Below are 23,352 nucleotides of genomic sequence, written 5' to 3'. Positions count from 1 at the left end.
ATTACACCTGCATGCCATCCCGGGCCACGATCACGTGCTGCGGCAACTCATGCCCATGGTTCATCAGCCATGCGTCCAGCGTATGCCCGACGTGGGTCAGCACCGCTTTACCCGGTTGCAGTTGCTCGACGGCCTGCAGTGCAAGGTTCAAATCATTGTGATTACGTGGTGCTTGAGGTTGCGGCGGCATCGAGCAATCGAGAACCAGCACATCCAGTGGCTGACGTTGCAGATACTCGGCTGTCGCGTCAGGCAGACCAACAGTATCGGTGAGATAGGCGATACGCCTGCCCTCACCCTCCAACAGGTAGCCCAGGGTGGGTCTGGAATGCACCAGCGGCATAGCGGTGACCGTCAGCGTGCCAAGCTGCCGCGTTTCGAATGCGCTGAACGGCTGACTGAAGTCGAGAATGCCGGGATGTTTGTACAGATCGGCCAGACCTTCCGGATCCTGCGGGCCATGCACGGGGATTATCAGCCCCTGGCCCCAGCGCAGATGCAACAGGCCCTGCGCGTGATCGGCGTGGTAATGAGTCTGCAAAATGCCGCTGAGGGTGTGCGGTGCAAAGCGCTCAGCCAGATCGGTCAGCCCACTGTCGATCAGCCAGCGTTGATCGCCACATTCAATCAGCGCGCTGCAAGGCAGACGCCGCAATTGATGGTTGGCCTGCGCCGCCGCACAGGCCGGGCACTGGCAGCCGTAAACCGGAACCTGACGGGCATCGGCGGTGCCCAGCAATGTCAGGCGCATGCGTGCTCGCGCGCGATGCGTTGCAACAGGCGCTCGGTGGTTTGTGCCAGCCCCCCCGAGTTGTCCAGCACGAACACCGCAGGATCATCAGCGAGCAATTCCACGGTGAATCTGGAGTTGCGTTGCAAGCGGGCTTCGATGTCAGCCAACGACTCTCGACCCCGGGCCAACAAGCGCTGGCGCAAGATATCGTCACTGACCGTCAGCAAGACGGCCAGTAAATCGGGATAACGCTGCCGGGCCTGAGGCAGATGCGCCCGGGAACCATTGACCAGTACGTCCAGCCCCTCTTCCAGCCATTCATCAATGTGCCTGGGGATGCCGTAATGCAAGCCGTTGGCCTGCCAGCTCAAGGCGAAATCGCCCTGAGCCTGCATCGCCAGAAACTGCTCGGCCGTAACCGCCTGAGCCGCCTCGCCCACGGCTTCCGCCGAGCGCGTAATCACCCGCTGCACAACCCGGCAACCGCGCCGGTGCAGCTCATCGCGTGCGCTGTCCAGCAGGCTGTCCTTGCCCGAACCGGACGGCCCGATGAGATAGATCAACCTGCCAGCCATCAATACACCCTCTTGCCCTGTCGCCAGACCTGCTGAATAACCGGTAACGTACCGTCAACCCGACCACGATCAGCCCGGACGTGAACCAGATCGGCACGCAACCCGACACGAATTTCTCCACGATCGTCCAGCCCGGCAGAAACCGCCGGGGCCCGACTGACCATTGCCAACGCTTGTGGCAGCGTGCAGTACTCGCCCTGCCCGGCCAGCGTAAACGCGGCCTGCAACAGGCTGGCCGGATAATAGTCGCTGGAGAGAATATCCAGTAGCCCTTCTTTTGCCAGATCGACGGCTGCCACGTTACCCGAGTGCGAACCACCACGTACCACATTGGGTGCGCCCATCAACACGCTCATGCCCAACCGTCGGCAGCCCTGCGCGGCCTCCATCGTCGTAGGGAACTCGGCAATGCTCATGCCGTAGCCCGCCGACTCTTCCACGTGGGCCAGGGTCGCGTCGTCATGACTGGCGACCGACAGCCCGCGCGTCAGACAATCCTCAACGATGGCGCGACGAAAGCGGTCGCTGTATTCCCGGGAATTGGCCACCTGTTCAACGATGAACTCATCCATCTGCGCCGTCGTCAGGTGGTATTTGCCCATGTAGTACTCGCGGTACTTGGACTCCAGCGCAAACTGACGCTGGCCCGGCGAGTGATCCATCACTGAAACCAGCTGCACCAGTGGCTGCTCCACAAGATCGCGGAACACGCTCAAGGTGTCCGGGTGACAGACTTCACAACGCAAGTGCAAACGGTGCTCGGCACGGGTCAGACCTGCGGCGTTAGCGCTGGCGATGGCTTCGAGCATGGCGGGCAATTGCTGCATGCGCTTGCCTTTGGGGTTCACGTCACCGATAGACAATGCGTCGAACACCGTGGTGATACCGGAGGCAATGATCTGCGCATCGTGGCTGAGCACAGCCGAGGCCGACGGCCAGTCCACACCGGGGCGCGGCGACAGGTGCTTTTCGAGGTTATCGGTGTGCAGTTCGACGAGGCCCGGCAGCAGGTAATCACCCTGTAAGTCCTGGGCCTGAGGCAACTGGCTGCGGCCGGTCTGCATGTCGACGATAAGCCCGTCGCGCAGGACCACGGTACCGTTGAACACCTGATCAGCGGCGACAACCTGAGCATTGGTCAGAATCTGTTCGGTCAGCATTGCAGCAACTCCTTGGCGGTCAGGTCCACCGGGGTCATGTCCAGATAACGGTCAGCAACCGCCTCACGCGCAGCGCGGTCGTGGAAGATGCCGATCAACGCAGCTCCGGCGCTCTTGGCTTCATTCATCAGTTCCAGCACCACCTGGCGATTGCTTTCGTCTAGCGACGCGGTGGGTTCATCGAGTAACAGCACGGGCCACGGCACCATGAAGCCCCGGGCAATATTGATCCGTTGCTGTTCACCACCGGAAAACGTCCCGGGCGCCAATTGCCACAGGCGTCGCGGAATGTTCAAACGCGTCAGCAGTTGTTCGGCACGGGCTTTGGCATCCGCCTTCGACCAGCCCCGCGCCAGTGCGGGTTCCATCACCACATCAAGGCTGGCAACCCGGGGAATCACTCGCAGGAACTGGCTGACGTAGCCCAGCGTCTGACGACGTACGGCCAGGACTTGTCGGGGTTGTGCATTGACCAGCTCCAGCCACTCGCCGCCATGCTGGACGCGGATGCTGCCACCGGCAGGCAGGTAATTGGCGTACAGGGTGCGCAGCAAGGTGCTCTTGCCTGCCCCTGAATCGCCATGCAAAACCAGGCATTCGCCACCGCGCACCGCGAAATTCAAGCCGCGCAGCACATTGAGCACCACGCCATTCTGCTGGTGCAGGGTGAAGGTTTTCGAGAGGTCGCGGACCTCGATCAGGGTACTCATGAGACGTCCTCCAAAAAGCGGTTCACGGTTGCAGCACCGAAGACACCAGCAGTTGTGAATAAGGATGCTGGGGGTCATCGAGGATCTGGTCGGTCAAACCGGTTTCCACCACCCGCGAGCGACGCATCACGATCAAGCGGTCGGCCAGCAGTCTGGCGACGGCCAGGTCATGGGTGACGATGACCACCGCCAGGTCCAGCTCTCGCACCAGCGCACGCAGCAAATCCAGCAAGCGCGCCTGCACCGACACATCGAGGCCGCCAGTCGGCTCGTCCATGAATACCAGCCGCGGGCTGGACACCAGATTGCGGGCGATCTGCAACCGTTGTTGCATGCCTCCGGAGAAAGTCTTCGGCAGGTCGTCGATACGCAGCGGGTCGATTTCCACCTGGGTCAGCCAGTCGATACCGGCCGCACGCAGTTCCTGATAATTGCGTACGCCCTGGGCCATCAAGCGTTCGCCGATGTTGGCCCCGGCGGACACGCCCATGCGCAGACCATCACGCGGGCTTTGCTCGACGAACCCCCATTCGGTGCGCAGCAAGGTGCGGCGCTGGGCTTCGCTGGCGCTGTACAGGTCCAGTACCTGACCGTCTTTGCCGCGGTAATCGATGCCGCCACGATCCGGCGGACAGCGGCCACTGAGCAGCGAGAGCAAAGTGGATTTACCGGAGCCGGATTCGCCGACGATGCCCAGCACTTCTCCCGGATACAGCTCGAAGTTGACGCCCTGGCAGCCCTTGTCCGGGCCATAGAGTTTCGTCAGGTCACGAACAGTGAGCAGCGGCTGCGAGCTCTCTGGCAGCGCCCTGATGTTGTGGCTGGCTTGCGCGCTGGTCATTGGCCCGCCTCCTGTTGCTGGATAACGCGCTGAGCGCAGTAGTCGGTGTCGGAACAGACGAAGCTCTGGGTCCCTGCATCGTCCAGAATCAGCTCATCGAGATAAGAGTCGTGGCTGCCGCAGATGGCGCAGTTGTGCTCCCAGCTCTGGATCTGAAACGGATGGTCCTCGAAGTCCAGGCTCACGACTTTGGTGAAGGGTGGTACGGCGTACAGACGTTTCTCCCGCCCTGCCCCGAACAGCATCAACGCCGGACTCATGTCGAGCTTGGGGTTATCGAATTTGGGGATCGGCGAAGGGTCCATCACGTAGCGCTCATCGACCATCACCGGGTAGGCGTAGCTGGTCGCGATATGGCCGAAGGTGGCGATGTCTTCGTAGAGTTTGACGTGCATGACCCCGTAATCATTGAGCGCGTGCATGGTCCGGGTTTCGGTTTCCAGCGGCTCGATGAAGCGCAATGGCTCAGGAATCGGCACCTGATACACCAGAATCTGCTCGGCGCTCAGCGGCGTTTCCGGAATCCGGTGACGGGTCTGGATGACCGTGGCCTCAGGTGTTCTCTCAGTGGTTTCGACACCGGCAGTGCGAGCAAAGAAGCGCCGGATCGACACTGCGTTAGTCGTGTCGTCCGCCCCCTGGTCAATGACTTTGAGCACGTCTTCAGCGCCCAGAATCGCCGCCGTCAGTTGCATGCCGCCCGTGCCCCAGCCATAAGGCAGCGGCATTTCACGACCGCCGAATGGCACTTGATAGCCAGGAATCGCCACTGCCTTGAGCAAGGCGCGACGGATCATGCGTTTGGTCTGCTCATCCAGATACGCGAAGTTGTAGGCCTCATCACGCTGGGGCTTTGGCTGAGGCTGGGAATGGGCCTGCTGATAAGCATTCATGGTTTGAGCTCCTTGTGTGCAGGCGCGCGCAACTTGCGGATCAGTTCCAGTTCGGACTGGAAGTCGACGTAGTGAGGTAGCTTCAGGTGCGAGACGAAACCCGCCGCCTCGACGTTGTCGCAATGGGCGAGAACGAACTCTTCCAGCTGCGCCGGAGACTGGATTTCTTCGTTGAACTCTTCAGCGCGCAACGAGCGATCCACCAGCGCCATGGCCATCGCCTTGCGCTCTGCGTGGCCGAACGCCAGACCGTAACCCCGAGTGAATTGCGCCGGTTCAGTGGCCGAACCGACGAACTGGTTGATCATTTCGCACTCGGTCACTTCGATAGCGCCAATGGCAATCGGGAAACCCAGTTCCTCCGGCTCGATCCAGACCTCGACTTCGCCGATACGAATTTCCCCGGCGAACGGGTGATTGCGCCCGTAACCGCGCTGGGTCGAATAACTCAGGGCCAACAGAAAACCCTCATCACCACGGGCCAACGCCTGCAAACGCTGGGCTCGATTGGCGGGATACTCCAGCGGCTCGCGGGTGATATCGGGAATGGCTTCGCTGCTGTCAGCTTCGTTCTTCATCAAGCCTTCTTTGGCCAATAACCCCAACACACGCGGGCATGGCTCAAGAGCAGCATTTTCCTGCACTTGCGGCCCCGGAAACTCACCGTCGGCCAGCAAGGTGAAGTCTAGCAGGCGATGGGTGTAGTCGAACGTCGGACCCAGCAACTGGCCGCCGGGCAAGTCCTTGAAGGTCGCGGACAGACGACGGTTGAGCTGCATGTCCGAGGTGTCGATCGGCACGCTGGCACTGAAGCGCGGCAGTGTCGTGCGATAGGCGCGCAGCAGAAAAATCGCTTCGATCATGTCGCCTGCCGCCTGCTTGATTGCCAGTGCAGCCAGTTGTTCGTCGTACAGCGAACCTTCGGTCATGACGCGAGCCACTGCCAAAGGCAGTTGCTGACGAATCTGCTCGACGCTGAGTTCGGCAATGGAGGTGTCGCCCCGGCGTTTTTTTGCCAGCAGGCGGTGGGCATTATCGATGGCCTGTTCGCCACCCTTGACGGCGACGTACATCAGGCACGCTCCTGTGCAGATTGGCAGACCCGAGTGCTGCGCGGCAGCCCCAGCAAATCGCTGCTGGCGAGAAAAAACACATCCAGGCCACGGGGAAAATCGTTGTGCTGTTCGCGCTGGTTCCAGAACGTGTCGTTCAATGGCAGGGCGACTTTGTTTTCGCTTTCGATGCCCGGTCCCTGCCAGCTCATTGAGCTACCACCGCCGAGGCTCGGTAGCTGGATCAGCAACGTGCAGGACTGGTCCGGATAACGGTCGTTGCCCAGGTCGAAGCCGGACAGGTCGTGCAGCTGGCTTTCGTCGAGCAAGGCGAAACGTGCATGGCGGCGCTCGGCAACAATCGGGCAGCCGCAATGAAAGGCCAGGTTGGCGCGGATCGCCGGGGTATCGAAAGCCGGAGCCAGCCACAGAGCGGTGTCGATATCCAGCAAGGCAAGGCACAAGGCATGGGTGGCTGAATCAAGACCGGTAAGTGCGGGCGGTCGCTGGGCCGCCTGCAAGGTGTGGATGACACCTGGACCTGCCAGCGCTTTGAGGGCCGCGCGAAAACTGCGCTGGGCGTCGAGCACCGGATCGGCGAAAGCCGGTTGCAACAGAGCTGCATTCATCAGTCTTCTCCTCTGACCAGGGTAAAGAATTCAACTTTGCTGGCGGCGGTTTCGGCGTCTTTTTCAGCGCGACGTCTGGACTGGGCCTGGGCCAGCGGCTCGATCAATTGGTCGAGCCAGTGTTGCTGCTGAGGGCCTTGCAAATGGGCATCGGCCAGTGCCGCCAGCTCGGCGCGTGGCTTGTCGCGCCCGGCCAGATAGCTGTAACCGGTGCGTCCATCGGCCAGACGCACCACGCAGCGAGTGACGCTCATCTCACCGACGTTGAACGGCGCACCCGTGCCACCCATGCGGCCGCGAACCAGGGTCATGCCGATTTCCGGCGCACGAATCAGTTGGTATTCAGCGTCACGCAAGGCCGACTCGTGGCGGCTCAGCTCGTCGCCAGCCGCTCGGGCAAGTACACCGATCCAACGTTGACGTGCGGCTATTACGGGGTCTGTAGCAGGGTTCATAAAAGGCATCTCCATCAGACGATGAACTGGTATTGGAAGCGGTCGGAACGACTGGTGGAGCGGGACAACTCCACCGGATGACCGCTGCTGTCGCGGGAAACGGTGAGGACCGTGAGCACCGGTAAATGGCGAGGCATCATCAACAGGTCAGCCTCTTCGCGGCTGGGCAAACGCGCGCCTACCAGGCTCAGGGTCCGCGTCAACGGCAGGTCACGCTCAGCCAGAAACTGGCGCAGCGAGCCGCGCTTGTAACTGGCGAGCAATTCGCTGCGGGTGGCGCAAAAACGATGGCGAATCAAACTCACCGGGTGGCCGTCGAGTTTGCGCAAGGTGTGCAGTTCGATCAGCGGCGCGTATTGATCAAGCAGCAGATGTTCGGCGTCCTCGGCGCTGGCCGGGCACTTCTGGCGTTGCAACAGGGTGGCGTCGACGCCAACGCCTTGCGCTGACAGCGACTGGCTGTAAGCACTGTCAGCCCTCATCGGGTAGATCAGCGGACGCTGCAGCACCTGTGTGCCTTTGCCCTGACGCCGCAACACACTGCCCTCACGCACCAGTTCATCGATGGCACGGCGGATGGTGTGGCGGTTGACCTCAAAGCGTGCGGCGAGCTGGACCTCAGGGGGCAAGTAATCCCCGGCTGTATAGCTGCCCAGCTCGGCGCGCATGATGTTGGCGAGCTCCAGGTACAGCGGTTCGGCTTGTTGTCTAGACATGTCCATCGCTAAAGAACCTTCCTTAATCAACATATGGATGACTTCTGTAGGAGCTGCCGGAGGCTGCAAAACGGTTTCTCTGACACCTCGCGATTCGCAGCCTGCGGCAGCTCCTACAGGGCCAAAGCGTTCCATACGGTTAAATAAACTGCTTGCGCAAACGCTGGGACACGATGTCGATGGAGCTGACCACGACGATGATCACCAGCAACACGGCGCAGGTCTGGGTGAACTGGAACGCGCGGATGTTTTCCCAAAGGATCACGCCGATCCCGCCTGCACCAACCATCCCCACCACCGTTGCCGAGCGCACGTTGGATTCGAAGCGGTACAGCGCGTAGGAAATCCACAGCGGCATGACCTGCGGGATCACCCCGTAAATCACCTCCTGCAAAGCGCTAGCGCCGGTTGCTCTCACCCCTTCCACCGGGCCTGGATCAATGGCCTCCACCGCTTCGGCAAACAGTTTCGCCAGTACGCCCGTGGTGCTGATCCACAGCGCCAGAACACCGGCAAAAGGACCGAGCCCGACCGCCACTACGAACAACATGGCGAAGACCATTTCATTGATGGAGCGGAACGCGTCCATGACCCGGCGCAGCGGCTGGTGAATCCACCAGGGGGTGATGTTCTCGGCACAGAGAATGCCCAGCGGCACCGAACAGACAATCGCCAGCACCGTGCCCCACAGTGCGATTTGCACCGTGACGATCATTTCCTTCAGGTACGAGCGCCATTCGTGAAAGTCAGGCGGGAAGAAATCGGAGGCGAAGGTCGCCATGTTTCCCGAGTCGCGATACAGCGCCACGGGATTCATTTCGGCACCCTGCCAGGCCCAGGCCAGCACCGCGAGGAACAGGCCCCAGCCCAGATATTGTGGCCAGCTGCGCTTGCCCGCCGCCTGGGTATACGCCGCGTGGGTGGTCGTGCTCGTCATAATCGGATCTCGTTCAGCAGAAGGTGGGCGCACCCGAAAAGGTGCGCCGCGGATCAATCAACCAGCGCTGGCCGTGTTTTTCTTCTCAAGCTCGGTCAGGCGTTCCTGCAACTTGCTCAGACCGGCATCAATGTCCTTGAGGCGCTTGGCTTTCTCGTCGGCATTCAGGCTGGTGCTGGCGAGGGTTTCGGTGCGCTGCTTGAACAGGTCCAACTGACGGATCGGCAACAGTTGGTCATCACTGGACTTGAGGAACTTGCCCAGTTGCATGCCTTTGAGCACCGCTTTCTCTTCGTCGGTGTTGCCGTAGTCAGCGAAGAACTCACGAATCTTGTTTTTGTTCTCGTCCGACAGGGCTTTGCTCCAGACCATCGGGTCGGCAGGGATCAGCGGGGATTTCCAGATCACCTTGAGCTTGGCAGCCATGTCCGGCTGGGTGACTTCCAGACGATCCCAGCTTTCGGTATTGAAGGTCGCAACATCCAGTTGGCCCTTGGCAACACTCAGGGCATTCACTTCGTGGCTGGAGTTCAGCGTGCGTTTGAACGCTGTAGCCGCGTCGACGTTGTTCTTGGCAAACACGTAGTAACCCGGCACCAGGTAGCCGGAAGTCGAGTTTGGATCGCCGTTACCGAAGGTCAGGGTCTTGGCATTTTTGAGCATGTCTTCAACGGTATTGATCGGGCTGTCCTTGCGGGCAATGATCACGCTCCAATAGCCCGGCGCGCCGTTGGCCGCTGAGGTCTGGGCGAAGATTTCACCGTTGGAACGGTCTACCGCTTCCATCGCCGCCTTGTTGCCCAGCCAGGCCACATCGACCTTGTTGAAGCGCATGCCCTGGATCAGGCCTGCATAGTCCGATGCGAAGGTGGCGTTGATCTTCAGCCCGGTCTTCTTGCCCATGTCATCCAGAAACGGCTGCCAGATGCTTTTCAGGTTCTGCGAAGACTCGGTAGACATGATGCCGAAGTTGATGACTTTCTCATCTGCGTGAGCAGTGCCCAGCAGACAACTGCCCAGCAACGCGGCAGACGCAACGACGCGACCGATACGGTTCAACATGGAAGCACTCCTCAGTTTGGGTTTGGCTGTTGTTGTGTTGGTGTACAGCTGGAAATCAGGCGCGGTTAACCGCGAGCCAGCACCAGTCGGGGCGCTGCACCGGCGCGGCGACCTTCATCGGCAATCATCAGACTGGTGTCGACGTCAGCACCGTAGAGATCGTTGAGGAACTGGCTGCTGAGGTTTTGAGCATCGCCATCGAAATGAATGCGCCCGCCCTTGAGCGCCACGGCGCGGGGGCAGTACCGCACGGCGTAATCCACTTGATGCAGGGTGACGACCACGGTCTTGCCGTCGGTACGGTTGATGTCGGCGAGGATTTCCATGACCTTGCGTGCGGACTCAGGATCCAGCGAGGCGATAGGTTCGTCAGCGAGGATCACTTCGGCGCGCTGGGTCAAGGCCCGGGCGATTGCCACGCGTTGTTGCTGGCCACCGGACAGGGTCGAGGCGCGCTGAGCAGCCAGATCCACAAGCCCGACGCGGTCCAGAGACTGCAAGGCGCGTTGTTTCTCCTCAGCATTGAACAGGCCCAGATTGCCGCGCCAGCCGGGCATGCGGCCCAGGCAACCGAGCAGCACGTTGTCCAGCACGCTGAGGCGATTGACCAGATTGAACTGCTGAAAGATGTAGCCGATGTCAGAGCGCAACTTGCGCACTTTGCCGTTGAGACGGCCTGCGGCCTGCACTTCACGGCCCAACACCTGCACGCTCCCGCCATTGCCACGGTCACAGCACGCCAGACCGGCGAGATGACGCAGCAAGGTGGATTTGCCAGAACCCGAAGCGCCGATCAGCGCGACCATTTCGCCGGGTTGTATAGACAATGCCAGATCAACCAGCGCGGGCTTGCGGGCAAAAGTCTTGTTCAGACGCTCGACATGGATGGCTGGGTTCATGGGCTTCTCTGTCGGTTGTTGTGAGTTGCAACTGACAGTAGGCCCGCGGTGTTTCAGTGGGGTGAATCGAACGTGACGGTTGGATAACCGTTTTGTGAAAGGTTGAGGTATGGGAGCGGTAATCCGTCGTACCTGTCAGCCCCGGTCGCTCTTTCGCGGGCAAGCCCGGCTCCCACATGACACCGCGCTATCTCGCAGCAAACATGTGGCCCTGTAGGAGCTGCCGAAGGCTGCGATCGCGGTATGCCCATAGAAGTGCTTCGCAGCCTTCGGCAGCTCCTACAGAAAATGGATTTCAATCCGGCAGTTGCAGATTGTTTGATAAGAGCTGGGCCTGTCGCGAGTATCAGGCAGGCCGCAACCGGCCAGTTCGGCTGCGGCACTGCCCGGGCATGATTAGATCCGGAACGTCCCCACCAGATGCTGTAAGCGCGCCGCTTGTTCTTCCAGATACGAGCAGGCATCCAGGGTCAGTTTGAGGTTCTCGACGCCTTCCTGGTTGAGGGTATTGATCTGGGTAATGTCGACGTTGAGCGACTCCACCACCGCCGTCTGCTCTTCGGTAGCAGCCGCCACCGACTGGTTCATATCGTTGATTTCATCGATACGACGCGTCACGCTGCTCAGCCGTTCGCCCGCCTGATTGGCGACAGTCACGCTGCTTTCACTCTGGCGCTGACTCTCGGTCATGGTGACCACCGCTTCGCGCGCGCCCACCTGCAGTTCCTCAATCATCTTCTGCACTTGCTGTGCAGAGTCCTGAGTCCGGTGCGCCAGGTTGCGAACCTCGTCGGCGACAACCGCAAAACCACGTCCGGCCTCCCCCGCCCGTGCCGCTTCGATGGCCGCGTTAAGGGCCAACAGATTGGTTTGTTGGGAAATGCTGGTGATCACTTCCAGAATCTGACCGATGTTGACGGTCTTGCCGTTGAGGTTTTCGATGTTGGCGCAGGACTCGCTGATCTTCGCCGACAGCTCGTTCATGGCGTTGATCGTCTGTTGCACGACTTTCTGACCGTCACCGGCCAACTGGCTGGCATCGGCAGACTGCTGGGAGGTACGTGCTGCGTTCTGGGCAATTTCCTGAGCAGCAGCGCCCAGTTCGTTGATCGCCGCCGCAACACTTTCAGTGCGATTGGCCTGCTGATCAGAGTTAGTCATGGATGAGTTGGAAGCTTTGACTACACGCATCGCCACGTCACCCAACTGACCGGCAGTCGACGCCACCTCACGGATAGAGCCGTGAATACGCTCGACAAAGCGGTTAAAGGACTGTGCCAGCTCACCGAACTCGTCTTGAGTGGTGATCGCCAGACGCTTGGTCAGGTCGCCCTCACCGTCTGCGATGTCACGCATCGCACGACCCATCTGATGCAGCGGTTGCATCAGTACACTGATCAACATCCCCAGCAGCAGAATAATGATCACCACGGAAATCACCATGGCGGTGATGGCCGAGGTGCGGAACTCGCCAAGCATCGAGTACGCCGCATCCTGATCGAGGACCAGCGCAACGTACCAGTTGGCTGAGGAAACACCTTCAACCTTGGTCAGCGACATAATTTCTGCCTTGCCGGCCGACTGGATTTCGCTCACGCCCGCGACGATTTTCGGGGTGTCGGATGGATAAGCTTCGCTGATGTTTTTCAGAATCAGTTTGCTGTCCGGGTGGATCAGGATCTTGCCATCGCCGCTGACAATAAATGCATAACCATGCCCGCCGAAATTCAGCGAGTTGATGGTCTTGGTAATGCTGTCCAGAGAAATATCAGCACCGGCGACGCCAATGAACTGATTCTGATAGTTGACCGGTGTGGCCAATGTCACGACCAGCTTGCCCGACGAAGCAGCAATATACGGTTCGGTCACGATAGTGCCGGGCGCATTTTGTGCGGCCTTGTACCAGCCACGGGCGCGCGGGTCATAATCCGCCGCGCGATTGCCCGCAGGCACGGAAAACATTACGCCGTCAGTGCCACCGAAATAACTGAGCTGAAAGTTGTCGGTATAAGCCGCAATACCAATTGAACGCTGCAAATCAGGAATCGCTTTGCCGTCAGCCGAAATGCGCTGCGCCATGGACTGCAGCAGCTGCGTGCGGCTGTCCAGCCATGTCTGGATGTTCTGGGTCGTCAAGCCGCCGAGTTGTTGCAGTTCAGCGAACACATTCGACTTTAAAGTCTGGCGTTGTCGATAGTCGTTAACAACGATAAAACAGGTAAAAGCAACAACGACCACCAACGCGGCGGCGAGCAGAATTTTTCTGCTGAAACCCAGACTTTTCATCATGACAGGTACTTCCATACAAAAGAGTTACTACGGCGCACGCTTGTTCACTGAAACAGTGAACGCAATGCCGCGTTTGTACTGACTCTTTATGTAAAAGGATAGTGGCCGGAACAAATATATTTATTGGATCCAAATTGTCGGACGTATGACAAGTTAGTTCGCGATGAATGGTTACATATACTTTGTTTTAAGGCCTAAAGATTTTACAGGCTCTGCCGAAGGCGGCAAATATCAGAGTTTCAGACAACATTCAGTCTTGCAGATTAACCCCAATCCTGTAGGAGCTCACCGAGGTTACGAGGCCAGCGATGGCGGCGTGTCAGACAAACCGCTATCGCTGGCCTCGTAACCTCGGTGAGCTCCTACAGGTCCACTGTTTGCGTATCAGGTATACAAGGCAGGATTACCGTAAGTTAGTCTTCACTAACTCGAGCACCTCGTCACCTCGTCCGCCCAATACGGCGCGCATCATGTACAGGCTGAAACCTTTGGCCTGGGCCAGTTTGATTTTCGGCGGGATACCCAATTCCTGTTTGGCGGTCACCACATCGAGCAATACCGGGCCAGGATGATCAAACGCTTTACGCAGCGCAGCGGGCAGATCTTCGGCGCTCTCCACACGAATACCCAGAATGCCCGCCCCCAGCGCAATACCGGCGAAGTTGGTTTCAAACAGATCGGTGCCATGAGGAACATAACCGCTGGCTTTCATTTCCATGTCGACGAAACCCAGCGAGCTGTTGTTGAACACCACCATTTTGATGGGCAGATCCAGCTGCCGCACGCTTAACAGATCGCCCATGAGCATCGACAGGCCCCCATCGCCACACAGCGAAATCACCTGACGATCAGGATGGGCTGCTTTGGCCCCCAACGCCTGAGGCATGGCATTGGCCATCGAACCATGGTTGAACGACCCTAGCAGACTGCGTTTGCCGTTCATGTGCAGGTAGCGTGCAGCCCACAACGTCGGCGTCCCCACATCGACGCTGAAAATCGCATCGGCATCCGCCTGCTCATCAATCAGACGGGTCAGGTACTGCGGATGGATCGGGTTACCCGGCGACGATGGCGTGGCCAGATCATCCAGCCCTTCCCGCGCCTTGGCGTAATGCTTGAGCGCCTTGTCGAGGAAGCGGCGATCTTCATGACGATTCAGTTTGGGCAGTAGCGCTGCTAGCGTTTCCTTCACGCCGCCAGTCAGTCCCAAAGTAATCGGCGTGCGTCGCCCGAGGGCGGTGGGATCGATATCGATCTGGACGATTTTAGCGTCGGTCGGATAGAAATTCCGGTACGGGAAACTACTGCCCAGAATCACCAGCGTGTCGCATGACAGCATGGCGTGGTAACCGGAGCTGAAGCCGATCAACCCGGTCATGCCAACGTCGAACGGGTTGTCGTATTCCACGTATTGCTTACCGCGCAAGGCATGCACCACTGGCGCGCCCAGCCGGTCGGCCAGGGCAACCATTTCGTCATGGGCTCCGGCGCAACCGGCGCCGCACAACAGTGTGACGGCTTTGGACTCGTTAAGAATGTCGGCCAGTTGCTGAATGTCCGGCTCGCTCGGCGTGACGCTGGGTGGCGCGGTCGCTACCCACTTTGCAAGTGCATCAGGGGCCTCGCTCAGCGCGACGTCACCCGGCAAGACGATAACGGCGACACCACGCTGACCAATCGCGGCGCGCATGGCTCGCTCCAGCACTCGCGGGAACTGTTCCGGCGTGCTGACCAGCTCGACGAAGTGGCTGCACTCCTTGAACAGTTCCTGAGGATGGGTTTCCTGAAAGTAGCCCAGACCTACTTCTGAAGACGGGATATGTGCAGCGATGGCCAGCACCGGCACCTGATTGCGATGGCAGTCGTACAGGCCGTTGATCAAGTGCAGGTTGCCCGGTCCGCAGCTACCCGCACAGACCGCGAGTTTGCCGGTGCTGGCTGCTTCAGCACCGGCGGCAAAGGCTGCGACTTCTTCGTGACGGGTGTGCATCCAGCGGATGGAACCGAGCTTTTCCAGGCTATCGGTCAGGCCATTCAGGCTGTCGCCGCTCACCCCCCAGATCCGGTTGACGCCAGCACTGGCGAGGGTTTGAGCGAGGTGGTCGGCAATGGTTTTGGACATGCTGGTTTCCTTGTCGAGACAAATGGAAAACGTAGCCAGTGTCTTGGCACGCATCAGTGATCGACCGGCTGTACGGCGTACAGTTCAGCTGGTGACAGAACACAGATCAATCTGTGAAGAGCAATTACCTGTGGGAGGCATATGTTGGCCTGCAAGGATGCACAGATCCTGTGGGAGCCGAGCTTGCTCGCGATAAGACAGCACGCGATATACCTGATAACTGCGGCGTCCTTATCGCGAGCAAGCTCGGCTCCCACATAGACCGCGCTATTCCGTAGAACCAGATTTAGCAGACATAGAATCTCCCACACAAGACAGCAGTCAGCAGAAGAGACAGTGCCTAAGCTGAAAACCTATACATGAGGCTCACCCGGTTTAGCCGGTGCCGCATATTGCGGTTTGAGCTTGCCGTCCTTGTCCAGCAGCCAGGCGTCAAGGATTTCCCTGACGACGGGGCCCGCGACCCGACCGCCCGCCTCGCCGTTCTCGATCATGACCGCGACCACAATCTTCGGGTGATCAGCCGGTGCAAAGCCGACAAACAAGGCATTGTCGCGGTGGCGTTCGAGGGTCTTGGCGCGGTCATAACGCTCGCCCTGCTTGATCGCCACCACCTGTGCCGTACCACTTTTACCGGCGATGCGGTATTGCGCGCCTTGAGCCGCCGCACGGGCAATGCCGCGCGGATCGTGCATCACCATCTGCATGCCGATGTTGACCTGGTTCCACTCGTTGGGATCGTGCAGCACGATGTTGGGCATCGGGTGTTCATCCACCGGTGCACGGTCGCCCACTTCCATGGCCAGGTGCGGGCGTACCCACACACCTTTGTTGGCGATCAGGGAGGTGGCCTGAGCCAGTTGCAACGGCGTGACCTGCATGTAGCCCTGACCGATACCGAGAATCACGGTCTCACCCGGGAACCAGGTCTGGCGCCGCGTGGCCCGCTTCCACTGGCGCGACGGCATCAACCCTGCCGACTCTTCAAACATGTCCAGCGAGACCTTCTGACCCAGGCCAAACATGGTCATGTAGTCGTACATGCGATCAATGCCGAGCTTGTGCGCGACGGTGTAGAAGTAGGTGTCGTTGGAACGCATGATTGCGGCGTCCATGTCCACCCAGCCATCACCGCTATGGTTCCAGTTGCGGTACTTGTGATCGAAGTCCGGCAACTGGAAATAGCCGGGGTCGAAGACTTTGGTCGAGGCGTTCACGACACCGGTATCAAGCCCGGCGATTGCTACTTCCGGCTTGATCGTTGAACCCGGTGCATACAGGCCGCGCAGCACGCGATTAAACAGTGGCCGGTCAATGGAATCGCGCAGCGCGGCGTACTCCTTGAAACTGATCCCGGTCACGAACAGGTTCGGATCGAAGCTTGGCTTGCTGACCATCGCCAGCACCTCGCCCGTCGCCGGGTCCAGCGCCACGACTGAACCACGGCGATCACCCAGCGCCTCCTCTGCGGCTTCCTGCAGATGAATATCGAGGCTCAAGGTGATGTTCTTTCCGGGTGTCGGATCGGTGTGTTTAAGCACGCGCAATACCCGTCCCTGCGCGTTGGTTTCCACTTCCTCATAGCCGACCTTGCCATGCAGCTCGGACTCGTAAAAACGCTCGATACCGGTCTTGCCGATGGACTGAGTGCCGCGATATTCAACGGAATCCAGCTGCTTTGCTTCTTTCTCGTTGATTCGTCCGACATAACCAATGGAATGGGCAAAGTGCGCCCCCAGCGGGTAGTGCCGGACGAACTGCGGTTCAACGTCGATACCCGGCAACAGGTACTGATTGACGGCCAGTACGGCAATCTGCTCTTCAGTCAGCTCGTACAGCAGGGTCACAGGCTCGAACGGATGACGCACTTGCTTGAGGTCTTTGTCGAAGAGGATGCGCTCTTCCTCGGGGAGTTTGAGCAAGACCATCACTTCGTCGATGACCTTGTGCCAGTCCCCTGCCCGCTCGCGGGTCAGCGTCATGTTGTAGCTGGGCCGGTTATCCGCCAGCACCACACCGTTACGGTCATAGATCAGGCCGCGCTCGGGCGCGATTGGCAGCACGTGCACGCGGTTGTTTTCGGAGATTGTCGAGTGGTAGGTGAACTCAGTGACCTGCAGGAAATACATCCGCGCAACCAGGCACGCACTCAAGACACCCACGAGCAACGCGCAAGCGATCAGCCGCCGGTTAACCAGCCGCGCATCTTTCTCGTGGTCTTTCAAAGGAATTGGATCGGGCATTTCTACTGCTTCTCGATGGATGACTAAAACGGATGCTGGCCGCACAGCAAATAAATTGTGAGGAAAGATTTCCACGCACGACAGGGTGCGCACGATACCAAGAAGTGCCTGTCTAGTGAGGATTGTCTTGTCCGACCGGCATGAGCGGTCGTGAATGAGCGGTAGATTGTTACTTCTCGCGCAATAGTAATTTGTGAAATCAGTGCGGCGAAACGTTTAGCAACATATTTATGATGGCGGAACGTGCGGAAAAGATGACGCGGAATCTGGCTGTTGCGTGCTGAGCATGCACTACACGCTTGCGGCCTTGCCAGAGACTTAATGTCACACCCTCGCGTGAGCTTTCATTTGTCCCCCAGTCGGACAAACACCGTGTATTGACCGCGAAACGTCAGCTGTGGATGGGACACGTTCCTGTCGCAAGCGTTCGCAGGAGCCTTTAATGACTGACCTACCTCCCAAAGGCCTGACCCGCCGCCAACTGCTCGTGTCTTCCGCTACCACCCTGGCAGCCGGTGCCGCCGCCAGCGCCAAGGCCGCCACCCTGACCGGCGTGCCGCAATGGGTGCCTTTTGACCATAACGGTCCGATGCATTACGAAACACCCGGCTGGCAATTCTTTACTGCCGAAGAAGCCCGTGAAGTCGAAGCCATTGTTGAGCGTCTGATCCCTGCGGATGACCTCAGCGTCAGCGGCAAAGACGCCGGATGCGCTGTATTCATCGACCGCCAGTTAGCGGGCGAGTACGGCACTTTTGATCGCCTGTACATGCAGGGCCCGTTCGCAAAGGGCACGCCCATGCAGGGTGATCAATCGCCATTGGTGCCTCGCGAGCGCTACCGCCTTGGCCTCGCCGCGCTAACTCGCTACTGCCAGCAGCAGTTTCAGAAAAACTTCAGTGCCCTGAGCAATGAAGAGCGGGACAAGGTGCTGACCGATCTGGAAAAAGGCGCTATCGAGCTGGAAGGCATCGACGCCAAGCTGTTCTTCCAGCAGGTGCTGGGCAACACCATGGAAGGCTTCTTTGCCGACCCCGTGTACGGCGGCAATCGCGACATGGTGTCGTGGAAAATGATCGGTTTCCCGGGTGCCCGTTATGACTACCGCGATTACATCGGCAGGCATAACCAGAAGCTCGACCTCACACCGATATCGATCATCGGCAGCTCCGCCTGGCAAAAGAAGGGTTAATCGACATGGCTAGAAAACTACCTTCCACCGATGTGGTGGTTGTCGGACTCGGCTGGGCCGGATCTATCATTGCCAACGAACTGGCCGATGAAGGCTTGAGTGTTATTGGCTTCGAACGCGGCCCGTGGCGCGACACGGCAGCGGACTTCAACATCGCCTCCGCCACTGACGAATTGCGCTATGCGCGCCGTCAGGATCTGATGCTGCGCACCAAACAGAACACGTGCACCATCCGCAACAACGTCACGGAAACAGCCTTGCCTATGCGCAGCTGGGGTTCTTTTCACCCTGGTAACGGAACCGGTGGCGCAGGCAACCACTGGGCTGGCATTGCCTTTCGCTTTCAGCCTGAAGAGTTCCGCCTGCACAGCCACCTGACCGAGCGTTACGGCAAAGAGCTGCCCGCCGAGTTGACCCTGCAGGACTGGGGCACTGACTGGGAAGAAATGGAGCCGTTCTACACCAAGTTCGACCGTCTGGCCGGAGTTTCCGGCAAGGCTGGCAACATCAAGGGGGTGATTCAGGAAGGCGGCAACACCTTCGAAGGTGCGCGCTCGGAAGAATACCCGAACCCGCCTACCGAGCAGACTTACGCGCCGGTATTGTTCGCCGAAGCGGCGAAGAATCTGGGCTACAAGCCCTTCCCCGTACCCTCGGCACTGGTTTCCCGGGCTTACACCAACTCGCTGGGCGTGACCATGGGTGCCTGCACCTTCTGTGGTTTCTGCACCAACTACGGCTGTGCCAACTACTCCAAGGCCAGTGCGATCACCACGGTACTGCCGGTGTTGATTCGCAAGCCGAACTTCACCGCCAAGACCAATTGTGAAGTGCTGCGCGTGACCATGGACAGCACCGGCAAGCGCGCCACCGGGATCATCTTTGTCGATGCCAACGGCGAAGAGTTCGAGCAACCTGCCGATCTGGTCGTAATCAGCGCCTTCATCTTTGAAAACGTACGCCTGATGCTGCTGTCCGGGGTTGGCAAGCCTTACGACCCGGTGACCAACACCGGTACAACCGGCCGTAACTATGCCTACCAGACCGCCAACAACGTGCGTCTGTTCTTCGATGACAAGAACTTCAACCCGTTCATCGGCGGCGGCGCGATTGGCATGGGCATTGATGAATTCAACAACGACAACTTCGACCACTCCGGTCTGGGTTTCGTCGGTGGCGGCAGCACGCGAGTCACGCCTATTGGCGCAGCGCCTATCGAATCGCGCCCGGTACCCCCCGGCACACCGACCTGGGGCTCGCAATGGAAGCAGGCGACCGTCAAGAACTACGCCAACAGCATGTCCATCGGCTGTGAAGCGAGCAGCTACTCGATCCGCGGCAACTACCTGTCGCTGGACCCGACCTACAAGGACCCGCTGGGACGCCCCTTGCTACGCATCACTTTCGACTTCCCGGAAAACGACCGCAAGATGGCCGCGTACGTGACCGGCAAGGTCCACGAGATCGCCAAGAGCATGAACCCGGTGCAAATGGTCGACAGCGCCCAGACCGGGCACTGGAACAGTTCGCCGTATCAGTCTTCGCACATTGTCGGTGGCTTCATCATGGGCGCGGACCCGAAGACCAGTTCGGTGAACAAATACCTGCAGGTCTGGGATGTACCGAACCTGTTTGTGGTGGGCTCTTCGGCCTTCCCGCAGAACCCTGGCTACAACCCCACCGGCACCGTCGCGGCACTGGCCTTCAAGGCGGCCGATGCGATTCGCACCCGATACCTGAAGCGCCCAGGGGAGATGATCCCGGTATGAAGACTCTTCTTTCTGTCTGTGTCGGCGTACTGGGCCTGACCCTTAACGTCGCACACGCCGGCACCGGTGCCGACTCGTACAACCTGGTGGAACAAGGCCGTTATCTGACCACTCTGGGCGACTGCACGGCGTGCCATACCTTGCCCGGCAAACCGGCCTTCTCCGGGGGCGTAGTGCTTGATACGCCGTTCGGCAAACTGCTGGGGGCGAACATCACGCCTGACCCGGTCACCGGCATTGGCCGCTGGACATTCGAGGATTTCCAGAACGCCATGTCCAAAGGTCACGGCCTGGACGGCAAGCGTTTGTACGGCGCCATGCCCTACACCGCTTACACCAAAGTGACGCGTCAGGATAACCAGGCGATCTGGGCCTACCTGCAAACGCTGGATGCGGTGGAAAACAAGGTTGAAACCAACCAGTTGCCCTTCCCGTTCAACGTGCGCACCAGCTTGCTGGCGTGGAACCTGATGAACTTCAAAGAGGGCGAATTCAAAGCCAATCCGCAGAAGTCCGAACAGTGGAACCGCGGCGCTTATCTGGTGGAAGGTCTCGGGCATTGCGGCACTTGCCACACGCCCAAGGGCCTGACCGGTGGCGACAAAAACGACCAGTTCCTGACCGGTGCCAACCTGCAGAACTGGGTCGCACCGAACATCACCGCCGACGCCCACAGCGGCATTGGCAAGTGGACCGAGGAAGACATCGTCAAGTACCTGAAGACCGGTGCCAATCGTTTCGATATTGCCTCCGGCCCTATGGCAGAGGAAGTCGAGCATTCATCGCAGCACTGGAAGGACGCGGACCTGATGGCCGTGGCGGTGTACCTCAAGGATGGCGCGAAACCGGCTGCACCGCCCAAAGCCCTGGACGCGAAAGATCCGGCCATGGTCGCAGGCAAAACCATCTATGCCGACCGCTGTTCGGCGTGCCACGTAGGCAATGGCGAAGGTACAGAGAACCTGTTCCCGAAACTGGCTATGGCCCCGCTGGTCAACAGCGCAGATCCGTCGTCGATGATTCGCGTAGTACTGGCGGGCAGTCGCGCCGGAGCCACCGATGCTGCGCCGACCGCCCCGGCTATGCCGGCACTGGGCTGGGCGCTGTCCGATGACAACGTCGCTAACGTACTGACCTACGTGCGCAATAGCTGGGGTAATGCCGCCCCTGCGGTGTCCAGCGCTGACGTGAAGGCGGTCCGCGAGGCGCTGCAACCGAAATAACCGATTCACCTCCCCTTTGCCCGGCCTCTTCGTGTCGCCGGGCATTTTTTTGCCCGGGTGAAGCTCAAGGAATCCCGCAGATCCTGTGGGAGCGGTGCTTGGTCTGGGCGGCATTCCGACGAAAAACGATAACGCTGTGCATCTGATTCACCGCATTGACTGATTCGCGGGCAAGCACCGCTCCCACAAGTTACTGCCACATCAAACAGTAATCAGGTCAGTCTGGCTGGATCTACTTCGTACCGCGCCGCCATGATACTGCCCGGCCTCGTCATGTCATCTTTTGCCCGAGTGAAGCTCAAGGAATCCCGCAGATCCTGTGGGAGCAGAGCTTGCTCGCGATGCATAAGACGCAGCTAGATGACATACCGCGTTATCGTTTATCGCGGGCAAGCACCGCTCCCACAAGTTACTGCCACATCAAACAGTAATCAGCTCAATCTGGCTGAATCCACTTCTTCTCGCGCAGCCATGATCCGCGGCAGATTATCCTCGATCCAGTTCGCCAGACCTTCGACCTGCTGTGCCACTTCTTCACCCAGCGGTGTCAGGCGATATTCGACATGGGGCGGTACCACCGGCAGCGCCTTGCGCTCGACGAAACCATCACCCTCCAGATGCTGCAGCGTCTGCGAGAGCATTTTCTCGCTCACCCCGCCAATCTTGCGACGCAGCTCGCTGAAGCGGTGCATGCCGCTGCGCAGCACCACCAGCACCAACACCCCCCAACGGCTGCACACATGATTGAGTACAACCCGCGACGGACAATCAACCGCCATCAACTCGCCCGCCCGAACTTCCATCGCGGCTGCTAGCAATGAACGGCTTTGCTGCTCTGACCCATTCATGACACTTACCTTTTTGTACGTACTTACGAAAGGTTAGCATCATGTTTATGCTCTGGCTTCCCTTAAATACATTCGAGGAACCGAGCATGTACGTCATCACCGGAGCCACCGGCCAGTTAGGCCGTCTTGTCATTGAAAAACTGCTCACCCGCGTACCTGCGGAGAAAATCGTTGCTGCCGTGCGCAGCCCTGAAAAAGCGGCCGATCTCGCTGCATTGGGCGTACAGGTGCGTCACGCCGACTACTCTCAAGCCGCGACACTGGACAGCGCATTCAAAGGTGCCGAGAAAATTCTGCTGATTTCATCCAGCGAAGTGGGTCAACGTACCGCCCAGCATCAAGCCGTCATCGACGCGGCAAAACGTGCCCGCGTAAAACTGCTCGCCTACACCAGCGTTCTGCATGCTGACACCTCATTGCTGAGCCTGGCAGAAGAGCACCGCCAGACCGAAACTGCGCTGCGGGCGTCCGGTATACCGTTCGTGCTGCTGCGCAACGGCTGGTACACGGAGAATTACACGGCAGGCATCCCTGCGGCGCTGGAACATGGCGCAGTGTTTGGCAGCGCGGCTGATGGCCGTATCAGCTCGGCAGCGCGCGCCGATTACGCAGACGCAGCCGTTGCAGCATTGACCTCGGCCGAGGATCAGGCTGGTCGCGTCTATGAACTGGCTGGCGACGATTTCTATACGCTGAGCAACTTTGCCGCAGAAATATCGAAGCAGTCAGGCAAAACCGTGCCTTATACCGACCTGCCACAGGCTGACTTTCAAGCCGCACTGGTTCAGGCAGGCTTGCCAGGTTTCGTTGCTGATCTGCTGTCAGACTCGGACGCGGCCGCCGCCAAGGGCGCACTGTTCGATGACAGCCGCCAATTGAGCGCCTTGATCGGCCGCCCGACTACGCCGCTGGCCACCACCGTCGCCGAAACACTGAAAAATTAATGACACAGATGCTCGCCCTGTATCGTCAGGGCGAGCACTGGTTCACGGATCAACCACCCA

At 59.3% G+C, this 23,352-nt stretch carries 21 protein-coding genes and 1 pseudogene; 4 read left to right on the top strand and 18 right to left on the bottom strand.

From position 1 onward, the window contains the following. Position 1: 1 nt before the first annotated feature. From phnP to mrdA, 17 genes and pseudogenes are all read right to left on the bottom strand, one after another. Positions 2–751: a phosphonate metabolism protein PhnP gene (gene phnP / locus EE949_RS00820; protein ID WP_122662085.1), complete on the bottom strand. Its 750-nt coding sequence runs from the start codon at positions 749–751 to the stop codon at positions 2–4. Then, entirely contained in the window at positions 742–1,308 is a 567-nt protein-coding gene (gene phnN, locus EE949_RS00815) for a phosphonate metabolism protein/1,5-bisphosphokinase (PRPP-forming) PhnN (protein WP_122662083.1), read from the bottom strand. The genes phnP and phnN overlap by 10 nt, the downstream gene beginning before the upstream one ends. Further along, on the bottom strand, positions 1,308–2,468 hold the full coding sequence (locus EE949_RS00810) for an alpha-D-ribose 1-methylphosphonate 5-triphosphate diphosphatase (RefSeq protein ID WP_122662081.1): 1,161 nt from the start codon (positions 2,466–2,468) through the stop codon (positions 1,308–1,310). Before EE949_RS00810 ends, phnN begins: the two co-directional genes overlap by 1 nt. Further along, positions 2,462–3,178 carry a phosphonate C-P lyase system protein PhnL gene (gene phnL / locus EE949_RS00805; RefSeq protein ID WP_122662079.1) on the bottom strand — a complete coding sequence of 239 codons (717 nt, stop codon included), beginning with the start codon at positions 3,176–3,178 and terminating at the stop codon, positions 2,462–2,464. The genes EE949_RS00810 and phnL overlap by 7 nt, the downstream gene beginning before the upstream one ends. Before the next feature lie 22 nt (positions 3,179–3,200). Beyond that, positions 3,201–4,019 carry a phosphonate C-P lyase system protein PhnK gene (phnK, locus tag EE949_RS00800; RefSeq protein ID WP_122662077.1) on the bottom strand — a complete coding sequence of 273 codons (819 nt, stop codon included), beginning with the start codon at positions 4,017–4,019 and terminating at the stop codon, positions 3,201–3,203. Beyond that, positions 4,016–4,912 carry an alpha-D-ribose 1-methylphosphonate 5-phosphate C-P-lyase PhnJ gene (locus tag EE949_RS00795; protein WP_122662075.1) on the bottom strand — a complete coding sequence of 299 codons (897 nt, stop codon included), beginning with the start codon at positions 4,910–4,912 and terminating at the stop codon, positions 4,016–4,018. The genes phnK and EE949_RS00795 overlap by 4 nt, the downstream gene beginning before the upstream one ends. Beyond that, on the bottom strand, positions 4,909–5,985 hold the full coding sequence (locus EE949_RS00790) for a carbon-phosphorus lyase complex subunit PhnI (protein ID WP_122662073.1): 1,077 nt from the start codon (positions 5,983–5,985) through the stop codon (positions 4,909–4,911). The genes EE949_RS00795 and EE949_RS00790 overlap by 4 nt, the downstream gene beginning before the upstream one ends. Next, a complete protein-coding gene (phnH, locus tag EE949_RS00785; RefSeq protein ID WP_122662071.1) occupies positions 5,985–6,593 on the bottom strand; it encodes a phosphonate C-P lyase system protein PhnH in 609 nt (202 codons plus the stop codon). The genes EE949_RS00790 and phnH overlap by 1 nt, the downstream gene beginning before the upstream one ends. Continuing rightward, on the bottom strand, positions 6,593–7,048 hold the full coding sequence (gene phnG, locus EE949_RS00780; protein ID WP_122662069.1) for a phosphonate C-P lyase system protein PhnG: 456 nt from the start codon (positions 7,046–7,048) through the stop codon (positions 6,593–6,595). Before phnG ends, phnH begins: the two co-directional genes overlap by 1 nt. Positions 7,049–7,062: 14 nt before the next feature. Continuing rightward, positions 7,063–7,770: a phosphonate metabolism transcriptional regulator PhnF gene (phnF, locus tag EE949_RS00775; RefSeq protein ID WP_122662067.1), complete on the bottom strand. Its 708-nt coding sequence runs from the start codon at positions 7,768–7,770 to the stop codon at positions 7,063–7,065. A gap of 133 nt (positions 7,771–7,903) precedes the next feature. Beyond that, on the bottom strand, positions 7,904–8,701 hold the full coding sequence (phnE, locus tag EE949_RS00770; protein ID WP_122662064.1) for a phosphonate ABC transporter, permease protein PhnE: 798 nt from the start codon (positions 8,699–8,701) through the stop codon (positions 7,904–7,906). A gap of 57 nt (positions 8,702–8,758) precedes the next feature. Then, positions 8,759–9,763, bottom strand: a complete 1,005-nt coding sequence (phnD, locus tag EE949_RS00765) for a phosphonate ABC transporter substrate-binding protein (protein ID WP_027901496.1) — start codon at positions 9,761–9,763, stop codon at positions 8,759–8,761. A 65-nt stretch (positions 9,764–9,828) separates the two neighbouring features. Beyond that, positions 9,829–10,662 carry a phosphonate ABC transporter ATP-binding protein gene (gene phnC, locus EE949_RS00760; RefSeq protein WP_122662062.1) on the bottom strand — a complete coding sequence of 278 codons (834 nt, stop codon included), beginning with the start codon at positions 10,660–10,662 and terminating at the stop codon, positions 9,829–9,831. A 396-nt stretch (positions 10,663–11,058) separates the two neighbouring features. After that, positions 11,059–11,823 (bottom strand): methyl-accepting chemotaxis protein, encoded by a 765-nt coding sequence (locus EE949_RS30070; RefSeq protein WP_431194205.1) that lies wholly within the window; start codon positions 11,821–11,823, stop codon positions 11,059–11,061. Positions 11,824–11,916: 93 nt separating this feature from the next. Beyond that, a pseudogene (locus EE949_RS30065) lies at positions 11,917–12,948 on the bottom strand (HAMP domain-containing protein); the annotation flags it as partial. Between the two features lie 406 nt (positions 12,949–13,354). Continuing rightward, on the bottom strand, positions 13,355–15,073 hold the full coding sequence (gene poxB, locus EE949_RS00750; protein WP_122662060.1) for a ubiquinone-dependent pyruvate dehydrogenase: 1,719 nt from the start codon (positions 15,071–15,073) through the stop codon (positions 13,355–13,357). 353 nt (positions 15,074–15,426) lie between these two features. Beyond that, positions 15,427–17,316 carry a penicillin-binding protein 2 gene (mrdA, locus tag EE949_RS00745; RefSeq protein ID WP_122662058.1) on the bottom strand — a complete coding sequence of 630 codons (1,890 nt, stop codon included), beginning with the start codon at positions 17,314–17,316 and terminating at the stop codon, positions 15,427–15,429. Between the two features lie 442 nt (positions 17,317–17,758). On the opposite strand from mrdA, the gene EE949_RS00740 reads away from it, so the two are divergent. Genes EE949_RS00740 through EE949_RS00730 form a run of 3 tightly spaced genes read left to right on the top strand, consistent with a single transcriptional unit; the run spans position 17,759 to position 21,500 of the window. Then, the gene (locus tag EE949_RS00740; protein WP_122662056.1) at positions 17,759–18,508 is read left to right on the top strand and encodes a gluconate 2-dehydrogenase subunit 3 family protein; all 750 of its coding nucleotides are present in this window, start codon (positions 17,759–17,761) and stop codon (positions 18,506–18,508) included. A 5-nt stretch (positions 18,509–18,513) separates the two neighbouring features. Further along, positions 18,514–20,277, top strand: a complete 1,764-nt coding sequence (locus EE949_RS00735) for a GMC family oxidoreductase (protein WP_122662054.1) — start codon at positions 18,514–18,516, stop codon at positions 20,275–20,277. Continuing rightward, a complete protein-coding gene (locus EE949_RS00730; protein ID WP_122662052.1) occupies positions 20,274–21,500 on the top strand; it encodes a c-type cytochrome in 1,227 nt (408 codons plus the stop codon). Before EE949_RS00735 ends, EE949_RS00730 begins: the two co-directional genes overlap by 4 nt. 431 nt (positions 21,501–21,931) lie before the next feature. On the opposite strand, the gene EE949_RS00725 is transcribed toward EE949_RS00730, so the two are convergent. Further along, a complete protein-coding gene (locus EE949_RS00725; protein WP_430735968.1) occupies positions 21,932–22,303 on the bottom strand; it encodes a winged helix-turn-helix transcriptional regulator in 372 nt (123 codons plus the stop codon). 131 nt (positions 22,304–22,434) lie between these two features. On the opposite strand from EE949_RS00725, the gene EE949_RS00720 reads away from it, so the two are divergent. Continuing rightward, complete coding sequence (locus EE949_RS00720) at positions 22,435–23,292, top strand: SDR family oxidoreductase (RefSeq protein ID WP_122662048.1); 858 nt, start codon at positions 22,435–22,437, stop codon at positions 23,290–23,292. The last annotated feature ends 60 nt before the right edge of the window (positions 23,293–23,352 follow it).

This window comes from Pseudomonas viridiflava, from assembly GCF_900602065.1.
Classification (GTDB): domain Bacteria; phylum Pseudomonadota; class Gammaproteobacteria; order Pseudomonadales; family Pseudomonadaceae; genus Aquipseudomonas.
Note: the sequence above shows the minus strand (reverse complement) of the source record. Positions and strands in the feature narration are given on the sequence as shown.